The organism is Rhizobium sp. CCGE 510, from assembly GCF_000292525.1.
GTDB lineage: Bacteria > Pseudomonadota > Alphaproteobacteria > Rhizobiales > Rhizobiaceae > Rhizobium.
Genome location: NZ_AEYF01000014.1, coordinates 16344 through 34120, shown reverse-complemented (window position 1 = coordinate 34120; position 17777 = coordinate 16344). Strand labels below are relative to the sequence as shown.

At 62.5% G+C, this 17777-nt stretch carries 14 protein-coding genes; 2 read left to right on the top strand and 12 right to left on the bottom strand.

Annotated elements, in window-relative coordinates; all coding sequences use genetic code 11:
* A partial coding sequence (locus tag RCCGE510_RS06965; RefSeq protein WP_007628484.1) for a transposase occupies positions 1-361 on the top strand: 361 nt, incomplete at its 5' end.
* 234 nt (positions 362-595) lie between these two features.
* Here RCCGE510_RS06965 and RCCGE510_RS06960 read toward each other — a convergent pair.
* Positions 596-3568 (bottom strand): NAD(P)-dependent oxidoreductase, encoded by a 2973-nt coding sequence (locus tag RCCGE510_RS06960; protein ID WP_007628482.1) that lies wholly within the window; start codon positions 3566-3568, stop codon positions 596-598.
* Between the two features lie 326 nt (positions 3569-3894).
* Between RCCGE510_RS06960 and RCCGE510_RS06955 the strand changes: the two genes are divergently transcribed.
* Complete coding sequence (locus tag RCCGE510_RS06955; RefSeq protein ID WP_007628480.1) at positions 3895-5265, top strand: IS1182 family transposase; 1371 nt, start codon at positions 3895-3897, stop codon at positions 5263-5265.
* 150 nt (positions 5266-5415) lie between these two features.
* On the opposite strand, the gene RCCGE510_RS06950 is transcribed toward RCCGE510_RS06955, so the two are convergent.
* The 11 genes from RCCGE510_RS06950 to RCCGE510_RS06900 all read right to left on the bottom strand — a co-directional run bounded on the left by RCCGE510_RS06950 (position 5416) and on the right by RCCGE510_RS06900 (position 17777).
* Entirely contained in the window at positions 5416-7008 is a 1593-nt protein-coding gene (locus RCCGE510_RS06950) for a M23 family metallopeptidase (RefSeq protein WP_037078026.1), read from the bottom strand.
* A 138-nt stretch (positions 7009-7146) separates the two neighbouring features.
* A complete protein-coding gene (locus RCCGE510_RS06945) occupies positions 7147-7800 on the bottom strand; it encodes a protein-L-isoaspartate(D-aspartate) O-methyltransferase (RefSeq protein WP_007628476.1) in 654 nt (217 codons plus the stop codon).
* Entirely contained in the window at positions 7797-8570 is a 774-nt protein-coding gene (gene surE / locus RCCGE510_RS06940) for a 5'/3'-nucleotidase SurE (protein ID WP_007628474.1), read from the bottom strand. Before surE ends, RCCGE510_RS06945 begins: the two co-directional genes overlap by 4 nt.
* Before the next feature lie 4 nt (positions 8571-8574).
* Positions 8575-9858 (bottom strand): serine--tRNA ligase, encoded by a 1284-nt coding sequence (gene serS, locus RCCGE510_RS06935; protein ID WP_007628472.1) that lies wholly within the window; start codon positions 9856-9858, stop codon positions 8575-8577.
* 100 nt (positions 9859-9958) lie between these two features.
* Positions 9959-10786, bottom strand: a complete 828-nt coding sequence (gene tatC / locus RCCGE510_RS06930; RefSeq protein ID WP_007628471.1) for a twin-arginine translocase subunit TatC — start codon at positions 10784-10786, stop codon at positions 9959-9961.
* Complete coding sequence (gene tatB / locus RCCGE510_RS06925; protein WP_007628470.1) at positions 10783-11394, bottom strand: Sec-independent protein translocase protein TatB; 612 nt, start codon at positions 11392-11394, stop codon at positions 10783-10785. The genes tatC and tatB overlap by 4 nt, the downstream gene beginning before the upstream one ends.
* A gap of 51 nt (positions 11395-11445) precedes the next feature.
* A complete protein-coding gene (locus RCCGE510_RS06920; protein WP_007628469.1) occupies positions 11446-11637 on the bottom strand; it encodes a twin-arginine translocase TatA/TatE family subunit in 192 nt (63 codons plus the stop codon).
* A 183-nt stretch (positions 11638-11820) separates the two neighbouring features.
* Positions 11821-12537, bottom strand: a complete 717-nt coding sequence (scpB, locus tag RCCGE510_RS06915; protein WP_007628468.1) for an SMC-Scp complex subunit ScpB — start codon at positions 12535-12537, stop codon at positions 11821-11823.
* Positions 12534-13391 carry a ScpA family protein gene (locus RCCGE510_RS06910; RefSeq protein ID WP_007628466.1) on the bottom strand — a complete coding sequence of 286 codons (858 nt, stop codon included), beginning with the start codon at positions 13389-13391 and terminating at the stop codon, positions 12534-12536. The genes scpB and RCCGE510_RS06910 overlap by 4 nt, the downstream gene beginning before the upstream one ends.
* An 18-nt stretch (positions 13392-13409) precedes the next feature.
* Positions 13410-14423 carry a beta-N-acetylhexosaminidase gene (nagZ, locus tag RCCGE510_RS06905; RefSeq protein WP_007628464.1) on the bottom strand — a complete coding sequence of 338 codons (1014 nt, stop codon included), beginning with the start codon at positions 14421-14423 and terminating at the stop codon, positions 13410-13412.
* Positions 14424-14537: 114 nt separating this feature from the next.
* The gene (locus RCCGE510_RS06900; RefSeq protein ID WP_007628462.1) at positions 14538-17777 is read right to left on the bottom strand and encodes an SPOR domain-containing protein; all 3240 of its coding nucleotides are present in this window, start codon (positions 17775-17777) and stop codon (positions 14538-14540) included.

Genomic DNA, 17777 nt, shown 5'->3' with positions numbered 1-17777 from the left:
TGCCCCCTTCGTCCTCGATGGTCCCATCAATGGCATCGCTTTTACCGCATGGGTTCGCCAATGTCTGGTCCCGACACTCAAATCCGGTGACATCGTCATCCTCGACAATCTGGGAAGCCACAAGGGAAAGCCGGCCCGCGACGCGATCCGAGATGTCGGTGCACATCTCTTCTTCCTGCCGCCCTACAGCCCCGACCTCAATCCCATCGAGATGATGTTCGCAAAGCTCAAGACACTCGTCAGAAAGGCAGACGAACGAACCGTTGAAACAACATGGAGACGCATTGGAGAACTCTTGAAGGCGTTCAGTCCCCAGGAGTGCTCCAACTACCTCAGACATGCAGGGTATGGTTCAGAATAACCCTGACAGACTCTAGAGCCCTTCCTGGTTAGATTGAAGCATTCTGCCGGAGCAGGTTTTCGTCAGGGCAGAGCCGATCGCCTCTGATCCTGGCTAGAGATGCCCGGCCCACTGGCCGCACCGCTTCGCTATGGCGAAGCGATCAGTGCGTCCGGCGGTTCCCAAGTCTTGCAGATTTGCCAGGCAAATCTCGGGAGGGTTGGCTGAAACGGGCCGGCTGATCGACCGGCCGGCTTACTCGCCCGCCGGTCCGTAGAGACCAAGCTGATCGAGAAGAGCACGCTGCCGGCTAGCACTTTCGGCTAGCAGACCGGTGTAGCGATCGACGATCCGACCGCGGTGGTTCGGATCGGAGACAGCCGAGAGCGCGCCGACGATCGCCGCGACCTTTTCTGAGGTCCGCCGCAACTCGTCGAGCAATTCCGAGTCGCCAATCTCGCCGACCACCCGCTTCGTCACCCTGCCGATGCCAGGCGGCGTGCGACCGCCTGCCGAGACGTAGCCCTCCGGCAGATCTCCCTTGAGATTGGTGACCGACTTGAACCGGATGACGTCGAAGATCTGGTCGACGGCCTGCTTGGCGCCGGTCACCCGCGAGGGATGATCGGTATCTGCGGCGGCATGCGGCAGCAGTTCCAATTTGCCCACGTGGCGCTCTTCCAAAGGCAGGTAAGGCAGCATCGGTCCGCTGAGATTGCCGGTCCCGGCATCCTTGAAGAGGTCGGCGTCGATCGCCGCATGGGCGATCTTGCCGGCCGACAACGCCTGGTCGAGTGCCACGGCATCGACAACCTCGCCCCTGTCGTAGTTGACCAGCACTGCCCCGTCGTTCATCGCATCAAGAACCTGCGTGTCGACGACGCCGGCGTTGGAGTAAACGCCGGTCGAAGCATCCAGGCGGCCGAGACCGATATGGACGGAGAGCACGTCGGCGCCAGCCGCCGCTTCGACAGGGCTTGCAGCGTAGCTGAAACCTTCTGCCTCGATCCAGCGCTGGTGATGCTGGCGTGCATAAATTGCCACCAGCATGCCGAAGGCCTTGGCGAGCTTGGCGACTTCGCGGCCGATATTGCCGTAGCCGAGGATGGCGATTTTCCGACCCTCCAGCTTGGCGGTCGGAAAATCTTTGAGCTGACGTCCGGTATCGAAATCGCCGCTGGCGACCATCTGGTGCAGCCTGTCGACCGGCAAATCGGGGACGACCTTGAGGATCGCCTTCATCGCCATCTGGGCGGTCGCCCGGCTGTTGATGCCGGGGGTATTCATCAGCGGCGCTCCGCCGCCCTCGCCGTTGCCGCCGCCCCAGGAAGCCGAGCCCATGTTGCCGGTTCCCGCGCCGATGCGCACGCCGCCAAGCGGAAAGACTGAAGCCTTCGGAATGAAGGTCGCCGCCACGATCAATGCGTCATATTGGCCGTTGTCCGTCTGCGGCAGGATTTCTGCTTCGGTACTGAGGTCCGGCTGATAGAAGAAATGGATGCGACCCTTCTCCAGCGCCGAGCCGTCGCCGATCGGGCCAGTATGGAAGACGCCACCCTTTTCCTCGACATACGCTCGGATTTCATTGTGATCGGGCTTCCCGCCCGCGCCGAGCCGCAGGCCGACCAGATCGGCGATCAGCACCTTGTAGGCGCGTTGCGGATCGTCCTTGCGGACCGCTGCACCGACCTTGGCGGTCGCCTCAAAGGTTATTCCCTCTTCCGCCAGATTCTCTTCGAGAACGACGATCTTTGCGCGCAGATAGGCGTATTGCAGGTTTTCCAAGAGGGCCACGACATCTGTCGGCTCACGGATGCCGCCGGCCCAGGCGCGATAGTCGCCGGGCGTTCCCGGGAACGCATTGACGTAGCGCGCCGCGTCGAGACCAGGCTCGACCTCGCCATTCGGATGGGTGATGCCCTCGTAGCCGAGCAATTGCTTCGACCGGGCAATGATGCGCGCATGGATGGCGGGATCGGTGATGCCGGCATCTTCGACCTTCAGGAGTGTCACCGCCGCGCCGCGCCGCTCGGCATCGGTGACGGTCAGCGACAGGAGCGGATGCGACTTAACCCACCCGTCGATCACCGCCCGATTGGCGGCAGAGCGGCGGTTGAGCTCGATCACCGAGCCGACCCGCGCCTGCGACTGCAGGAGGCCGAAAGTGGTTTCGGCAAAGGCAAGCGCGCTGTAGGTGTTGATGACACCGCCGAGCATGCGGTCTTCCCCGGCATCGTAGAACGGCCCGGCATCTACGGAACGCTTGGCCGAAAGCGGCTGGCGCGCGTCGATCGGCGGCGCGATCTTCAGCTGGCGCGGGATCGCCCAGGCGGGATTCTGCTGATTCTTCTCGACTAACGCCAGGGCATGCGGCGTGAAAGAGGCGACGAAATATCCCGAAACCCCGCCGATCGCTTTCTGGAACGGCATAAACAGGCAGCATTTCGCCATCACTGCGTCGACCAGTTCGGGTTCCCAGGGCATGGCGCCGAGCATCGAGGTGGCGTCGAACACCGCATGGTGATTTGCCGGGTCGCGATCGATCCAGTTCAGTAGTTCGTGGATCTCGCGGCTCGTATAAGCATTGGCACCGGTGGTCTCGTGGCCGACACCGACGAAGATCGACACACCGAGGTCGCAAAGCTCGGCGGCCGTCGGGATTACCCCTTCGGAGGCGGCGAAGTGAATGCGGCTCTCACAACCCTTTTCGGCGAAGCGCTGCATCTCGATCAGTTGCGTGGCCCAGGACTGGCGGAAGAAGCCGGCGGCTCGGGATAAATCGCTTTCCGGGCGCGGCGTATCGACATAGACGCGCTGGTTGGCGTCGTTGGCGTTCATCAGATGCTGGACGCAGACGGTGTAGCCGCTGTGGCCGCCGCCGAGCCCCACCGCCATGCGGTTCGTGTTCGGGAAATGGAAGTAGCTGTGGATCGCCCGCATCATGTCGGTCAGGATCTTATCCGCCGGATAGCCGCGGTGCATGCTGCGGGAAATCTCCGCCGTGGTGAAAGCGCCGATATCGTTGCCCTTGTCGTCGAACTTGCGATAGGTCTTCTCGATCCACGCGTCGAAGGCGATACGCCGCAGGCGGCTGTCCACTTCGTCGGTGGTCGCATCGGTGATCGGGCCGACGCCGAAAAACGGGTTCGACGGCAATTCAGGCGCACCCGACTTCGTCAATCGGAGTGCTTCGAGACGCTGTTCCTGCATCTGCGCGATATTCGTCATGGGCTGCCTATCCGTTCCAATTGGGTCGAGGCATAGTGAATTGAACTTTGGGGAAAGTAGACGTCATATGCGTCGAACGTCAGGCTGAATGCGTCATCGGCCTTTGCCCCAATGTCCTGGATGAGGGCAGCGGTGATCTTCAACGGCGAGTTCGCGCCGATGATCGAGGATCCGGGCGGTACAACTCCGCCCGTGCGACAGGCAGTCCCAAGCCTGACATGACCAGAATTGCATATCCCTCAAAATGACAAAAGCCCGGCTGTTGGCCGGGCTCAGACTGCTGACAAACCCCTGGCATCGCTCAGGGGTTTGTGATTCATTGAGACATGTTGAAGAAACCTGCCCCCGAACAGACGGCTCTGGAGATGGTGACACTCGACAGCCTGGTTCCGAAAGATCACCTGCTGCGCAAGATCGACGCAGTGATCGATTTCTCCTTCATTCACGATCGCGTTGCCGGACTTTATTGTCCCGACAACGGCCGACCGCCGCTTGATCCGACACGGATGTTCAAGGCGTTGTTCATCGGCTACCTCTATGGGGTGCGCTCGGAGCGTCAATTGGTGCGCGAGATCGAGGTGAACGTCGCCTATCGCTGGTTCTTGCGGCTGAAGCTGACGGACGGCGTGTTCGATGCCTCGACAATGAGCCAGAACCGGCGGCGCCGCTTCAACGATACGAGCGTTGCCCAGGACATCTTTGACCATATCGTCGAACAGGCGGTCGGACATGGACTGGTCGACGGTACAGTGCTCTATACCGACTCGACGCACCTGAAGGCGAATGCCAACAAGGGCAAATACGATCTTGCGATGATCGAGAAGTCACGCTCCGACTACTGGGCCGATCTCGACCGGGCGATTGAGGCCGAGCGGGCAGTGCATGGCCAGAAGCCCTTGAAGCAAAAGGAGCGCGAGCCGGAGGTGAAGGAAACCAAGGTGTCGCGCACCGATCCCGACAGCGGCTACATGGTGCGTGACGGCAAGCCGAAGGGCTTCTTCTACCTCGATCACCGCACGGTGGATGGCAAACTTGCGATCATCACCGACACCCATGTCACGCCCGCCAACGTGCATGACAGCATCGTCTATCTCAACCGGCTGGACCGCCAGCGCCAACGGTTCTCATTCGATGTCTCAGCCGTCGGGCTTGATGCCGGCTATGCCACATCAGGCATCGCCAAAGGTCTCGAAGACCGCAACATTCTCGGCGTCACCGGCTACCGCAATCCGACACCGCCCAAGCCTGGCATGATGCGCAAGTCGAAATTCCACTATGAGCCCGAGACCGACGGCTACCGCTGCCCCGAAGGCCAACGCCTGACCTATGCCACCACTGACCGCAACGGCTATCGGCACTACCGGTCCGATCCGACCATCTGCGGCGACTGCCCGTTGCTGGCCTCCTGCACTGCCAATGCCAAGGATGAACGCACCATCACCCGCCATGTCTGGCAAGACGCCCGCGAGAGGACCGACGCCCACCGCCTCACGCCTTGGGGCAAGGCCATCTACAAGCGGCGAAAGGAGACGGTCGAACGCTCGTTTGCCGATGCCAAGCAACTTCATGGGCACCGCTATGCCCGCTTCCGAAGTCTCACCCGCGTCGCATGCCAGTGCCTCATGGCCGCCGCCGCTCAGAACATCAAAAAGATCGCAATCGCTCTCACAAAGGCGCCCAAACCAAGCCTGGCGTGAGAGCAAAAGCCCTTCTGTCACCCCGTAAATATAAACCAGCCCACAAACCGCAATCCGCAAAAACAAAACCCGCCGAAAAAATCGACGGGTTTGTCAGCGGTCTGAGCCCGGCTGTTGGCCGGGCTTTTCTCGCTTCCTGGTACGCTGTACCTATTCCAGGAAAGTCATCGGGTTGACCGGGGATGCGTCCTTGCGCACCTCGAAATGGACCTGCGGCTGCTTGACGTCGCCGCTCATGCCGGAGACGGCGACGGTCTGGCCACGCTGGATCTTCTGCCCGCGAGCGACGCTCAACGTATCGGCATTGCCGTAGACGGTGACGGTGCCGTCGTCGTGACGGACGAGAACCGTGTTGCCGAGTTCCTTCAGGCCGTTGCCGGCATAAATGACAACGCCATTTTCGGCGGCCTTGATCGGCGTTCCCTGCGGCACCGAGATGTCGATGCCGTCATTGCGGTTGCCGTTGACGTTGGCTCCGTACGAAGCGATGACCTGACCGCGGACCGGCCAGCGATACTTGCCGATGCCGGTCGATTCCGGTGCGGCGGAGCTGACGTCAGACTTCTTCTCGACATCGTCGACCGTCTGCGTGGCGACCGGCGCCTTATAGGGTGCGGGCTCAACGGAGGCCGTCTGCTGGGCGGGCGCCGTTTGAGCCGGCTTCGGATCGACCTTCTGCGGCTGGATCGACGCCGTCTTGATATTGTCGGCGGTGCCGTTCGGGATCTTCAGCGCCTGTCCGATCCTGACCGAGCTGGCCGACAGATTGTTGGCGGCCTTGAGATCGTCGATCTTGGTGCCGGTCGCCTTGGCGATCTTTGCCAGCGAATCGCCTTGCTTGACGACATAGGTGCCGGCAGGCGCTTTCGGATCCTTGCCGGCGCCGGCCGGAAGCTTGCCGGTAGAATCGGCGCTCGCCATCGTCTTGTCGCGGGCGGAATTGGCGCCGGGAACGACGGCGACGTTCTGCTCAGGAGCCTTCACCGGCTCCGGCATCTTGCCGGGCTTGGAGAGATCGGCCGCCTGCGACGCCGCCTTGGCGGCATTGCCGCCATTGAAGGTCGGGATCAGGATCGCCTGGCCGGGCGCGGCGGCGGAAGCCGTCTTCAGGTTGTTGACGCGCAGGATTTCCTTTTCCGGAACACCGAAGCGCCTGGACAGCGTGGCAATGCTTTCACCCGGGCGCAACGTTACGGAGGGAGCATTGGTCCCCGACCAGCCGGAGACCTTCGGCGTCGTGCCCGTCGTCAGAGTATCGGGCGTCAGCTTCGGCGCAGTCGGAGCCACCAATCGGTTTTTTTCGGCATGAGGCACTGAAGGGAAAGGCTGGGCGAGGGCGACTTCCTTTTCCCGCTGGCGGGAAGGCGCAACCGCCATCGGGGCAGCAAGCTCGGAACGCTGCACCGAGACGGGCGCGGAAGCCATGCGCGCGTTCGACGTACGAACCGGATCGTAACTTGGGCTCGACGGATAAGGCTGGTTCAGCGCACCATTGCCACCGCCGTAGCCCGACTGGCTGGCAACGGCGGAGCCGCCGAGATCGGCGCGAGGCACCGGATCGCCCTGAGCACCACCCCTGCGCGGAATGGAACTTGTGGTGATCTGATCCTGCCCTGAGGAGGAAAACAAGCCGCCAAACCGTGTCACATCGGAACTGCAGCCTGTTGCGGCACTCGCCAGCAGGCCCACAACCAGAAGATTACCGGCCGACTTCCCGAACTTAGGCGAAAGACTGAAACGCATTGACTCGACCCACTGAGAACGCAACCATTTGTGAGTCTATTAAAACGCGTTAGTATTACCACGCGGTTAAGATGCTGGAATCAGTGCGATATTTTTGAGAAGTTGATAACCATAGCTTACGGGTAAAAATCGTAGAGCTTACAGCAGCGATGCAAGGCGCGGAACGATCGGCAAATACGGGGCTTCGAACAGTTCCTCGCGTTCGAAACGGCTGCCGGTTTTCGTCAACCGCACCATGCGACATTCGGTTTCAGAAATCATCAGCGGCGCGATCATCGAGCCGCCGGAAACCAGTTGGTCGGTATAAAAGCGCGGCATTGCATTGAAAGCCGCCGTCACCAGGATGCGGTCGAAGGTGCCCTCTCCCTGCATGCCGGCACTGCCGTCGGCGTGGCGGATGATGACGTTGCGCAGACCAAGCGATTCCATGCGCCGCTGGGCCGCCGACGTCAGCGTCTTGTAGCGGTCGATGGACAGCACACGTTCGGCCATGCGGCCGATGACGGCGGCGGTAAAGCCGCTGCCGGTGCCGATTTCGAGGACGCGCTGTCCTGGTTTGACTTTGAGGTGATGCAGGATGCGGACCACAAAATCGATGCCTTCAAGGAAGGAGCCGCATTCGATCGGTATCGTCCGGCTCGAATAGGCATCATCGGAAAATTGCGGCGGCACGAACAGCGAGCGCTGCGTCTGCTCGACCGCCGTCAGCAGATCGAGGTCGGAGATGCCTTCGGCACGCAATCTGAGGACGAGCGCCGCAAAGCCCTCTTTCTCGGCCAGTCTTGCCGTCAAACCTGTGCTCCGTATCCCAAGGCCCGCGCCACGCGGTCCGTCACGGAATAATCGGTCAGATCCAGTTTCAAAGGCGTTACCGAAATCTTGTTATGTTTCAGGGCGTGAATATCGGTGCCTTCGACGAAGGCGCCAGCGCGTTCGCCGAACTTCAGCCAGTAATAGGGAAAGCCCCGGCCATCGGAGCGGGCGTCGACCTGCAGGTTGAAGGCGAGCTTGCCCTGCATGGTCACCTCAGCGCCGTCGACCTCGTCGGGACGGCAGCTCGGGAAGTTGAGATTGAGGAACGTGCCCTCCGGCAGGTCCAGAACCATCAGTTTTTCCAGAAGAGCCGGCGCATGTGTCTCGCAGACCTCCCAGGGCACGACGCGCGCGCCGTCCTCATAGAGATAGGCCTGGCTGAGCGCGAAGGAGCGCACACCTTGCATCGTGCCTTCGATGGCGCCGGCGATCGTGCCGGAATAGGTTACGTCGTCGGCAACGTTCGAGCCCGAATTGACGCCGGAGAGAACGAGATCGGGCTTGATGTCCATCACCTGCCGGATGCCCATGATGACGCAATCGGTCGGCGTGCCGCGCAAGGCGAAATGCTTGTCGGAAATCTTGCGCAGCCGCAGAGGTTCCGACAGGCTCAACGAATGGGCAAGGCCGCTCTGGTCGGTCTCGGGCGCCACGATCCAGACGTCATCGGACAGCGTGCGGGCGATCCGCTCCAGCGCGGCCAAGCCTTCCGCGTGAATGCCGTCGTCATTCGTCAGCAGGATGCGCATCGCCTCAGGCCGCCCGTTCGATTTTCGTCAATCCGCCCATATAGGGAAGCAAAACGTCCGGAATCGTGACGGACCCATCCTCGTTCAGATAATTTTCGAGGACGGCGATCAGGCAGCGGCCGACGGCAGTGCCCGAGCCGTTCAGCGTGTGGACAAACCTGTTGATCTTGTCGTCCTTGTCGCGGTAGCGCGCGTTCATCCGGCGGGCCTGAAAATCGCCACAGACAGAGCAGGAGGAGATTTCGCGGAAAGTATTCTGTCCCGGCAACCAGACTTCGATATCGTAGGTCTTGCGCGAGCCGAAGCCCATGTCGCCGGTGCAAAGCGTCATCGTGCGGAAATGCAGGCCGAGGCGCTTCAGTACTTCCTCGGCGCAGGCCGTCATGCGCTCATGCTCGGCGACGGCGTTCTCGGCATCGGTGATCGAGACGAGTTCGCATTTCCAGAACTGGTGCTGACGCAGCATACCGCGCGTATCGCGGCCAGCCGAGCCCGCTTCGGAGCGGAAGGACGGCGTCAAGGCGGTGAAGCGGAGCGGCAGCTTTTCCTGGTCGAGAATTTCCTCGCGCACCAGATTGGTCAGCGTCACCTCGGCCGTCGGAATGAGATAGCGACCATCCGTCGTCTTGAAGAGATCCTCTTCGAACTTCGGCAGGTTGCCGGTGCCGAACAGGGCTTCAGCGCGCACCATCACCGGCGAGCTGACTTCGGTATAACCGTGCTCACGGGTGTGGAGATCGATCATGAACTGGCCGAGCGCACGCTCGAGCCTGGCGAGCGGCCCGGTCAGAACCGTGAAGCGCGAGCCGGAGAGCTTGGCAGCGCGTTCGAAATCCATATAGCCAAGCCCCTCGCCGATTTCGAAGTGCTCCTTCGGCGTGTGGTTCCAGCGCGGCTTTTCGCCGACGGTGCGGGTAACGACATTGTCGTGCTCGTCCTTGCCGACCGGAACGTCGTCGAAAGGTATGTTGGGGATGCGCGAGAGCGCGTCGGTGAGTTCGGCCGTCAGTAGCCGGTCCTCCTCCTCGATCGCCGGCAGCAGGGTCTTCAATTCGGCGACCTCGGCCTTCAGCTTTTCGGCAAGCTCGCCATTCTTCTGGGACAGCGCCGCGCCGATCTCCTTGGAGGCGAGATTGCGACGCGACAGCAGGTCCTGGGCCTTCTGCACGGCGGAGCGGCGCTTTTCATCGAGGGCAACGAGATTTTGAGCCAGGGGCTCCGCGCCGCGCTTGGCAAGAGCGGCATCAAGCGCTTCGGGATTCTCACGGATCCATTTGATATCGAGCATCGTCGTTCCAGATCGTTTGCAACAGAAGTGACCCGGCCAAAGCCTGACCGGGCTTCGACCAGATGAGACGGCGTTCGTGAAAGGATTTCCGGATTGCCGCTCAGACGCTGTCCGTCTTGGCAACGTCCGTGGATTCGGTGTCCTTTTCGACCGCCTGCCGGGCACGCTGGCGCTCCACGAGTCGCGCCGCATGGATGGAAATCTCGTAGAGAAGGATCGTCGGTATCGCAAGGCCGATCTGGGACATCGGATCCGGCGGCGTCAACACGGCGGCGACGACGAAGGCCAGCACGATGGCGAACTTGCGCTTTTCGGCGAGCCATTGCGACGTCAGAAGTCCGACACGGGCGAGCAGCGTGGTGATGACGGGAAGCTGGAAGACGAGGCCGAAGGAGAAGACCAGCGTCATGATCAGGCTCAGATATTCCGAGACCTTCGGCATCAGAGAGATCGCCACCTCGTCATGACCCGGCGCCTGCTGCATCGACAGGAAGAACCACATGACCATCGGCGTGAAGAAGAAATAGACGAGCGCGCCGCCCATCAGGAACAGGACCGGAGAGGCGATCAGGAACGGCAGGAAGGCTTGACGCTCGTTCTTGTAGAGACCGGGCGCCACGAACTTGTAGACCTGGGCGGCAATGATCGGGAATGCGACCACGAGACCGCCGAACATCGCCACCTTGACCTGCGTGAGGAAGAATTCCTGTGGCGCGGTGTAGATCAGCTGGGCCTTCTCGACGTCGAGATGCGCCCATATTACGGCTGTCTTGTAGGGGATGACCAGATAATTGAAGAGGTGCTTGGCAAAAAAGAAGCAGGCGATGAAGGCGATAAAAAACGCGCCGATCGACCAGATCAGCCGCGTGCGCAGCTCCATCAGGTGCTCGATCAACGGCTGCGGCTTATCTTCGGTCTCACCGCTCATGCCTCGTCCTTTTTCTTCATCTGCACCGGCGTCTTCGGCGTCGCAGGCTTCCTGACTGCCGTCGTGCGCTTCGGCTTTTCCACAGGCGCGACAATGGCAAAGGCTACCTTATCTGCGGCCTTGGCGCGCGGCTTGCGCGGAACCTTCGGCTTGGCGGCAACCATTTCGGCCTGGACGATCGCAGCGGTTGCGACGGATTCAGGCTGCGCAGGTGCCGGCACCAATGGCGGCGTTTCCGGCAAGCTCATCGACGGCGTCGGCGTGGAAACCGCAGCCGGCGGCACCTCGGTCTTGTTTTCCGGGACCGCGGTCGCCTTCTGCAGGTCGGCCTTGATCTCGTTGCCCATCTGGCGAAGCGGGTTCATCGCCTCGCGCAGGCTGTTCACCGGGTTGAGCGTCTGAGCATCGCTGAGCGTCTGGCGGACATCGTCAAGCTCCGCCTCGCGCAACGCTTCGTCGAACTGCGCACGGAAATCGCCCGCCACCTTGCGGGCGCGCTGCGTCATCTTGCCGAAAGCGCGCAGCATCGGCGGCAAATCCTTGGGACCGACGACCACGATCAGGACGACCGCGATGACCAAAAGCTCGGTCCAGCCAATATCGAACATGCAAGGCTCCTGGACGGGAAGCGCGGGGGCAGCGCTTTTTCCCGGACTTGGTTATTTCGTTTCGTCGGCCTTGTGATCGACAGTCTTTGCCGTATCCGGCGCGTCTTCGTCCGTCATGCCCTTCTTGAAGCTTTTGATGCCCTTGGCGACATCGCCCATCAGTTCCGGAATCTTGCCGCGGCCGAACAACAACAGCACGACGACCAGAACGATCAGCCAGTGGTAGATGCCAAAAGAACCCATTACGCTTACTCCCTGTTTCTATGTTCCCACGATGTAAGAATTTCTGACACCGTTTCCAACATCACGCCCTTTGAACTGCGCTTAATGTCACGGTATCGCCCTTTGTGACAAGCCATTGACCCGTCGAAAAGTGGCGGCCCCCATTGTTTTCGCCATGCATGGCAAAAGCAAGACGCAAGCCCCTCAATCTTCGGAGGCGCCGCGCGGCGCCAGCAACCCCAGTTCCTCGAGGTCCATCTGGGTGATCGGGTCCTCGTCCTCGGTCAGTTCGTCGTTCATCAACGGCGAGGGAATATTGAAATTCGCCGGAATCCGGCCTGACAGCAAGCCCGCTCCCTTCAACTCTTCGAGACCGGGTAGATCACGCAGCTCTTCGAGACCGAAATGATCGAGGAAATCGCGTGTCGTGCCCAATGTCACCGGCCGGCCCGGCGTGCGCCGGCGGCCACGAAACCGCACCCAGCCGGCCTCCATCAGCACGTCGAGCGTGCCGCGCGAGGTCTGAACGCCGCGGATATCCTCGATCTCGGCGCGGGTCACCGGCTGATGATAGGCAATGATCGCCAGCACCTCCAGTGCGGCGCGCGAAAGCTTCTTCACCTCGTTTTCGTCGCGGCGGATGACGAAGGACAGATCGGCCGCGGTGCGGAAGGCCCAGGCGCCCTCGATCTGCACGAGGTTGACGCCGCGCGGCGCATATTGCGCTTTCAGACGCAGCATGATTGCGCGCACGTCAGTATCCTCAGCCAGACGCTCAGCCAGGAAGCTCTCCGACACCGGCTGCGAGGAGGCAAAGACCAGCGCCTCGGCGATACGCTCTGCCTCGATCTCCGCCTGCAGGTCGCGGCCCTTGCCTTCGAAATCGTCCTCGAAATCCTCATCGCTCTGCGGATCGATCAAACCGGCTGCTCCTGCTCCACCACCTGCAGCGTGGCGTGTTTGGGACCGCGGCGCATGTATATCGGCTGAAAGGCGCCGTCCTGGCGGATTTCCAGCTTGCCCTCTCGCACCAGTTCCAGCGAGGCGGCAAAGGCGCTGGCGATGGCCGTGACGCGTTCCTCGGGCGCTGCGAGATAGCGCAGCAGATAATGCTCCATCGCCGTCCAGTCACCGACCTCGCCGATCATCTGGGTCAGCAATTCGCGGGCATCGGTCAGCGACCAGACGCTGCGTCTCTCGATCGTCACATGGGTGACGGCATTGCGCTGGCGCAGCGCCGCATAGGCGGTCAAAAGATCGTAGAGGCTGGCCGCATAAGCGGATTGCTGCCGGTCGGGAATATGCTCGGGCGCGCCGCGCACGAAGATGTCGCGGCCGAGGCGGTTGCGGTTGACGAGACCCTCGGCCGCCTGGCGCATGGCTTCGAGGCGCTTCAGCCGGAAAGCGAGCGTTGCCGCCAGTTCCTCGCCGGAAGGACCGTCATCCTTGACCTGCTGGGGAATAAGCAGCCTCGACTTGAGAAAAGCGAGCCAGGCTGCCATGACGAGATAATCGGCGGCAAGCTCGATACGGATGCGCCGGGCGCTTTCGACGAACTGCAGATATTGCTCGGCAAGCGCCAGAACCGAAATGCGCGACAGATCAACCTTCTGGTTGCGGGCAAGATAGAGCAACAGGTCGAGCGGGCCTTCGAAGCCGGCGACATCGATCACCAGCGCCGGCTCGTGGCTGGCGCGCTCGGCGCCATTTTCCTGCCACAGCTTGTCCATCGGCGTTGCCGCCTGCGGACGCTCCGTGCCCTTGACCGTGCTCACCACCCTGCTCCCTTACAATCAGACCGTCGCAAACATCGCCTCGAATTCCGCCCTCAATTCCGCTTCGTCGGCGGCATCTGCCGCCGTGAAGCCTGTCTCCACCGCTTTTGCGCGGGCAAGCGCTTGACCGGCGAGCGGCGGAACATTTGCCACGACCTCGCGCATCTCGTCCATATCACCGTTGCAATGCAGCACGATATCGCATCCGCCTGCAATGATATTCGCCGCGCGTTGCCCGATCGTGCCGGAAAGAGCATTCATCGAGCTGTCGTCGGAGAGCAGCAGACCGGTAAAGCCGATATGCTCGCGGATGATGCCGTCGGTCACCTTGCGCGACGTCGTCGCCGGATTATCGGGGTCTATGGCGGTAAAGACGACGTGGCAGGTCATCGCCATCAACTCGTCCTTCATGGCGACGAAGGGCGGGAAATCATGGGCTTCCAATTCATCGCGCGAGACGGTGACGACAGGCAGTTCCAGATGTGAGTCGGCAAAGCCGCGGCCATGGCCGGGCATATGCTTTACCACCGGCAACAGGCCGCCGGCCTTCAGCCCCTCGGCAGCCGCCCGGCCCATCGCGATGACGGTCTCGGGATCGCCGCCATAGGCGCGGTCGCCGATGACATTGCTGCTGCCCTCAACCGGCACATCGAGCACCGGCAGACAATCGACATCGATGCCGAGGCTCGATAGGTCGAAGGCGTGCAGCCGCGACATCGCCCATGCGGCGCGCAGGCCGAGCCCTGGGTCGCGGCGATAGAGATCGCCGAGTTCCCGGCCTGACGGATAACGATTGAGAATGGGTGGACGGATGCGCTGGACGCGGCCACCCTCCTGGTCGATCAGCACCGGCGCATGCCAGCCGACGCTGTCGCGCAGTTCGGCGACAAGGTCAGCAATCTGCCCTGCCTCGGAGATGTTACGGCCAAAGAGAATGAAGCCCCAGGGCCGCTCGCCCCGATAGAAGGCTTTCTCTTCGGATGTGAGGGCAAGGCCGCTGCAGCCAAGGATCATCGCTTTTGATTCGGTCATATCAGAATCATAGACGGCGCCCGGCCAAATGCGAGCAAGCTCGAAAGCGATGCACAAAAAAGAGCGGCGGACCGATCCGGCCCGCCGCTCCTGCTATTTCATTCAAACCCGAGCCTACTTGGAGATCAGGCAGCTGCCGCCGGCCGCGCGATACTGTTCGCAGAGCGCTGCAGCCTCGTCCTTGGAACCGGCCGGAATACGGACACGGTAGAAAGTGCCCTTGCCGGCGATATCGGCCTTGCGGATCTCATGAGCGCGGCCCCCAAGCACGCTGGCGAATTTCTTCGACAGGTTGGCATAGGATTTGGTCGCCTCGTCCTGCGACGGCAACGAAGCGATCTGGATGCCGTAGCCGCCGGCGGACGCGGCCTGTTGCGGCTGAGCGGCGACCGGCGCTGCGGCCGCGACCTCAGTCGTCTTCGGCTGCGGTGCCGGCTTCGGCTGTTGTGCGGGCGGGCGAACATTGCCCTTCTCGGTCACTGTGCCGACAACGTTGACGGGCTGGTCGGCCGGACGGGCGATCGGAACCGGAGCCGTATCAGTCGTCGCCGTGGCCTTGACCGGGCGCACCGGCGGTTGAACCGGGGCGGGATTTGCAGCCTGCGTGTCGGCGCCGCCTGTAAGCGGCGGCTGAACCGGCGTCGTTTCGGCTGCTGCTGCAGAACGAGCATCGGCGGAAGCAACCTCGGCGCTTGACGGGAAGCTTGCGGCCGTTCCGCCGACCGGCGGCACCGGCGAAGCCGATTGCGCCGAAGGGGCCGTCAACGCCGGCATCGGCTGAGCAGACGATGTCACCGGGGCAGCCGGCTGGTCGACGGCTGCTGGTTCCTCGCGGGCGACCAGCGTGCCATCAGGCTTGACGATCATCGTGCGGACCTTGCGCGGCGAAACGGACGGCGCCTTGTCGGCATCGCTGGCGGGAGCGTTGTCGGCATTGTCCTGGTTCGGCAGCAGACGCGGATCCACCGTCTCACCGACTGCGGTCGGCGTGACCTGATCACCCGGGTTGGCGTTCTCGTCGTCCTCAGGCAGCGCTTCCGGTGTCAGGGTGCGCTGGACGACATCGACCGGCGCCTCGTCGGAAGAAACCAGCGCCTTCTGCTTCGGCTCTTCGGCAGAACCGGCAACACGGTCGTAGACGGCCTTGTCCTGGTTGGGCACGGTCTTGCCGCCAGGATTTTCCGGAACGACCTTGATCGGCTCCTTGTCGGCAGCGATCACGCGCGGTTCGCCCGATGCGACAATGCCAAGCCCCTCGCCGTTCCAGACGGAGGAATAGACACCGTAACCGACGCCGGCGAAGACCACGAGCACGACGGCTCCGGCAAGCAGCCGGCGCATCGACCGGGCTCGGCTGAAATCAGCGGCCTGGCTTGCCGATTCAATCCTAACCTCGGAGGTTTCGCGGCGCTCGACCGGCTCGCGCACGCTGCGGCGGAAATCCTCCTCCAGCGCCCGTTCGAAATCATCGAGACCATCGGCGATGGTGGGCTTGACCACCGTTGCCGCGGCGGCAGCCGTGCCCCTGGCCGGCGCCGGGTTTTCCCGCGGCTTGGCCGGTTCGAAGAAGCTGGCGATCTCCGCGTCGAGATCGAAATCGAAATCCTGAGTTTTCGCGACCGGCGCGGGCTGCTCGACCGGCGGCAGCGCCGGCACGTGCATGTCCTCGACAGCCTCCGGACGATCCTCCGGATCGGAGATCATCGCCGGATCAAAAGGCAAGTCTTCGGTCGAGTCAGCGACAGGCGTCCAGTTGAAGGCCGGAGCTGGAGTTGGAACCTGAGCTCGAGCCTGGGGCGCGGCAACCATGGCCGGAGCCGGCTGTGCAGGGGCGGAAGCGGCCTGCTGGAAAGCAGGAATTTGCGGCTCAGGCGCAAAAACGGGGGCTGACCGAGGCGAGACGGCGGCGGCCTGCTCGGGCGCACGGACGGACGGCTCCGGCTGCGGCGCAGGCTCAGCCTGCGTCTGCTCGGGCGGCTCGGAGAAATCGAGATCGGCGAGTTCCAGCTCGATGCCGGCAAGATCCAGCTCGAAATCGTGGCCGGCGAAGGGGTCGTCGGCCTCCGGTACAGATTGCGGAGCCCGCGAATATGCCGGTGCGGCAGGCTGATGTGCAGCGACCTCGGCAAACTGCGGCGCGTCCGGCCTTACGGCTTCAGCAGCATAGACCGGAGCCGGCTCGACCGGAGCAGGCCGAACGTCAGCCACAGCGACCGGCGCCGGCGCGATCACTTGCGGCTGGACAAATGCGGCGGCAACGGGAGTTGCCTCGATCAATTCGGCCTGCGGTGAAACCGTCGCCGAATTGGGGCGCTGCGGCACCGGATAACGCGAGACGTCGGCGAGCAGATCGTCAAGATCGAAAGTGCCGGCAGTGTGCGGAACGTCGGGCACGACCTCGGTCAGCGCGGCATCGGCCTGGATCTCACCTTCGACGGCGGCGGCAATGAGATCGAAACCGGCGTCGGACCCGAAATCTTCCAGCGCGTCTTCGATGTCGACGAAGTCCTCGACCTCGGCAACCTCTTCAGACACGATCACCTCGTCGTGGCGATCGAGCTCGGCGGGGAAGCCAAGCGAAGGGGACGCAGATTCGAATTCTTCGGACGGCTCGGCAGTGACGATGGGAGCCAACTGCTCGACGGCGGGGGCGATCACCGGCTGTAGCTCTGCAGCGGGCAGATCGGCGGACGGTTCTTCAGCCACCGGCGCTGCGGCTGCTTCGACCACAGACTGGGGCTCCGGCGGAACAATAGCTTCCTCGCGTTTCGCGGCGTGGAAATTGGCAAGCGGCAACCTGATGCTGGCGGCCGACCATTGCGGCGCCTTGGCGGGCTGCGGCAGCGAAGAGACCGGAGCAGCACCGATCGACAGCTCAAGCTCCTCGATCAGGTCGCGGGCACCGCCGATAGCCGATTGTACCGGCGTCTCGGAAGCGGGCTCGACGGAAAGCTGCTGCGGCCAAGCCGCCGGGTCGGCGGCCGGCGCATCCCAGTTGCCTGCTGCAGGCACTGTTGCTTCGTCAGCCTCAACGGAGGCGATGGAAACCGGCTCTGCAACCGGAGAAACATCGAGAACGGGCTCGATGTAATCTTCGGGAATGACGTCGTCAGAGATCGGCTCGGCTGGCCGGTCGAGCTCTGCGAGCGGACGCGGCGAATCGTAACGGTCGAACTCGCGGCCAAGCTCGTCCTCGAGATCGAGGGCGGGCTCGTGCCGCGTAGTCTCGGTTATCGTGTTTGCTGCAACACGCGGCTCGAAGCCGACGATACGGGCAAGTTCGGCCAACGGATCATCGTCGGCAAACAGGTCATCTTTTCCGCGCGTATCATACGCAAGTTGTTTATCAGCCAT

What these genes read in the sequence shown, in the direction of transcription:
- RCCGE510_RS06960 (WP_007628482.1), bottom strand. Translation starts at nt 3,568, where the DNA reads ATGACGAATATCGCGCAGATGCAGGAACAGCGTCTCGAAGCACTCCGA.
- RCCGE510_RS06920 (WP_007628469.1), bottom strand. Translation starts at nt 11,637, where the DNA reads ATGGGTTCTTTTGGCATCTACCACTGGCTGATCGTTCTGGTCGTCGTG.
- tatB (WP_007628470.1), bottom strand. Translation starts at nt 11,394, where the DNA reads ATGTTCGATATTGGCTGGACCGAGCTTTTGGTCATCGCGGTCGTCCTG.
- RCCGE510_RS06950 (WP_037078026.1), bottom strand. Translation starts at nt 7,008, where the DNA reads ATGCGTTTCAGTCTTTCGCCTAAGTTCGGGAAGTCGGCCGGTAATCTT.
- RCCGE510_RS06955 (WP_007628480.1), top strand. Translation starts at nt 3,895, where the DNA reads ATGTTGAAGAAACCTGCCCCCGAACAGACGGCTCTGGAGATGGTGACA.
- surE (WP_007628474.1), bottom strand. Translation starts at nt 8,570, where the DNA reads ATGCGCATCCTGCTGACGAATGACGACGGCATTCACGCGGAAGGCTTG.
- serS (WP_007628472.1), bottom strand. Translation starts at nt 9,858, where the DNA reads ATGCTCGATATCAAATGGATCCGTGAGAATCCCGAAGCGCTTGATGCC.
- tatC (WP_007628471.1), bottom strand. Translation starts at nt 10,786, where the DNA reads ATGAGCGGTGAGACCGAAGATAAGCCGCAGCCGTTGATCGAGCACCTG.
- nagZ (WP_007628464.1), bottom strand. Translation starts at nt 14,423, where the DNA reads ATGACCGAATCAAAAGCGATGATCCTTGGCTGCAGCGGCCTTGCCCTC.
- RCCGE510_RS06900 (WP_007628462.1), bottom strand. Translation starts at nt 17,777, where the DNA reads ATGGCTGATAAACAACTTGCGTATGATACGCGCGGAAAAGATGACCTG.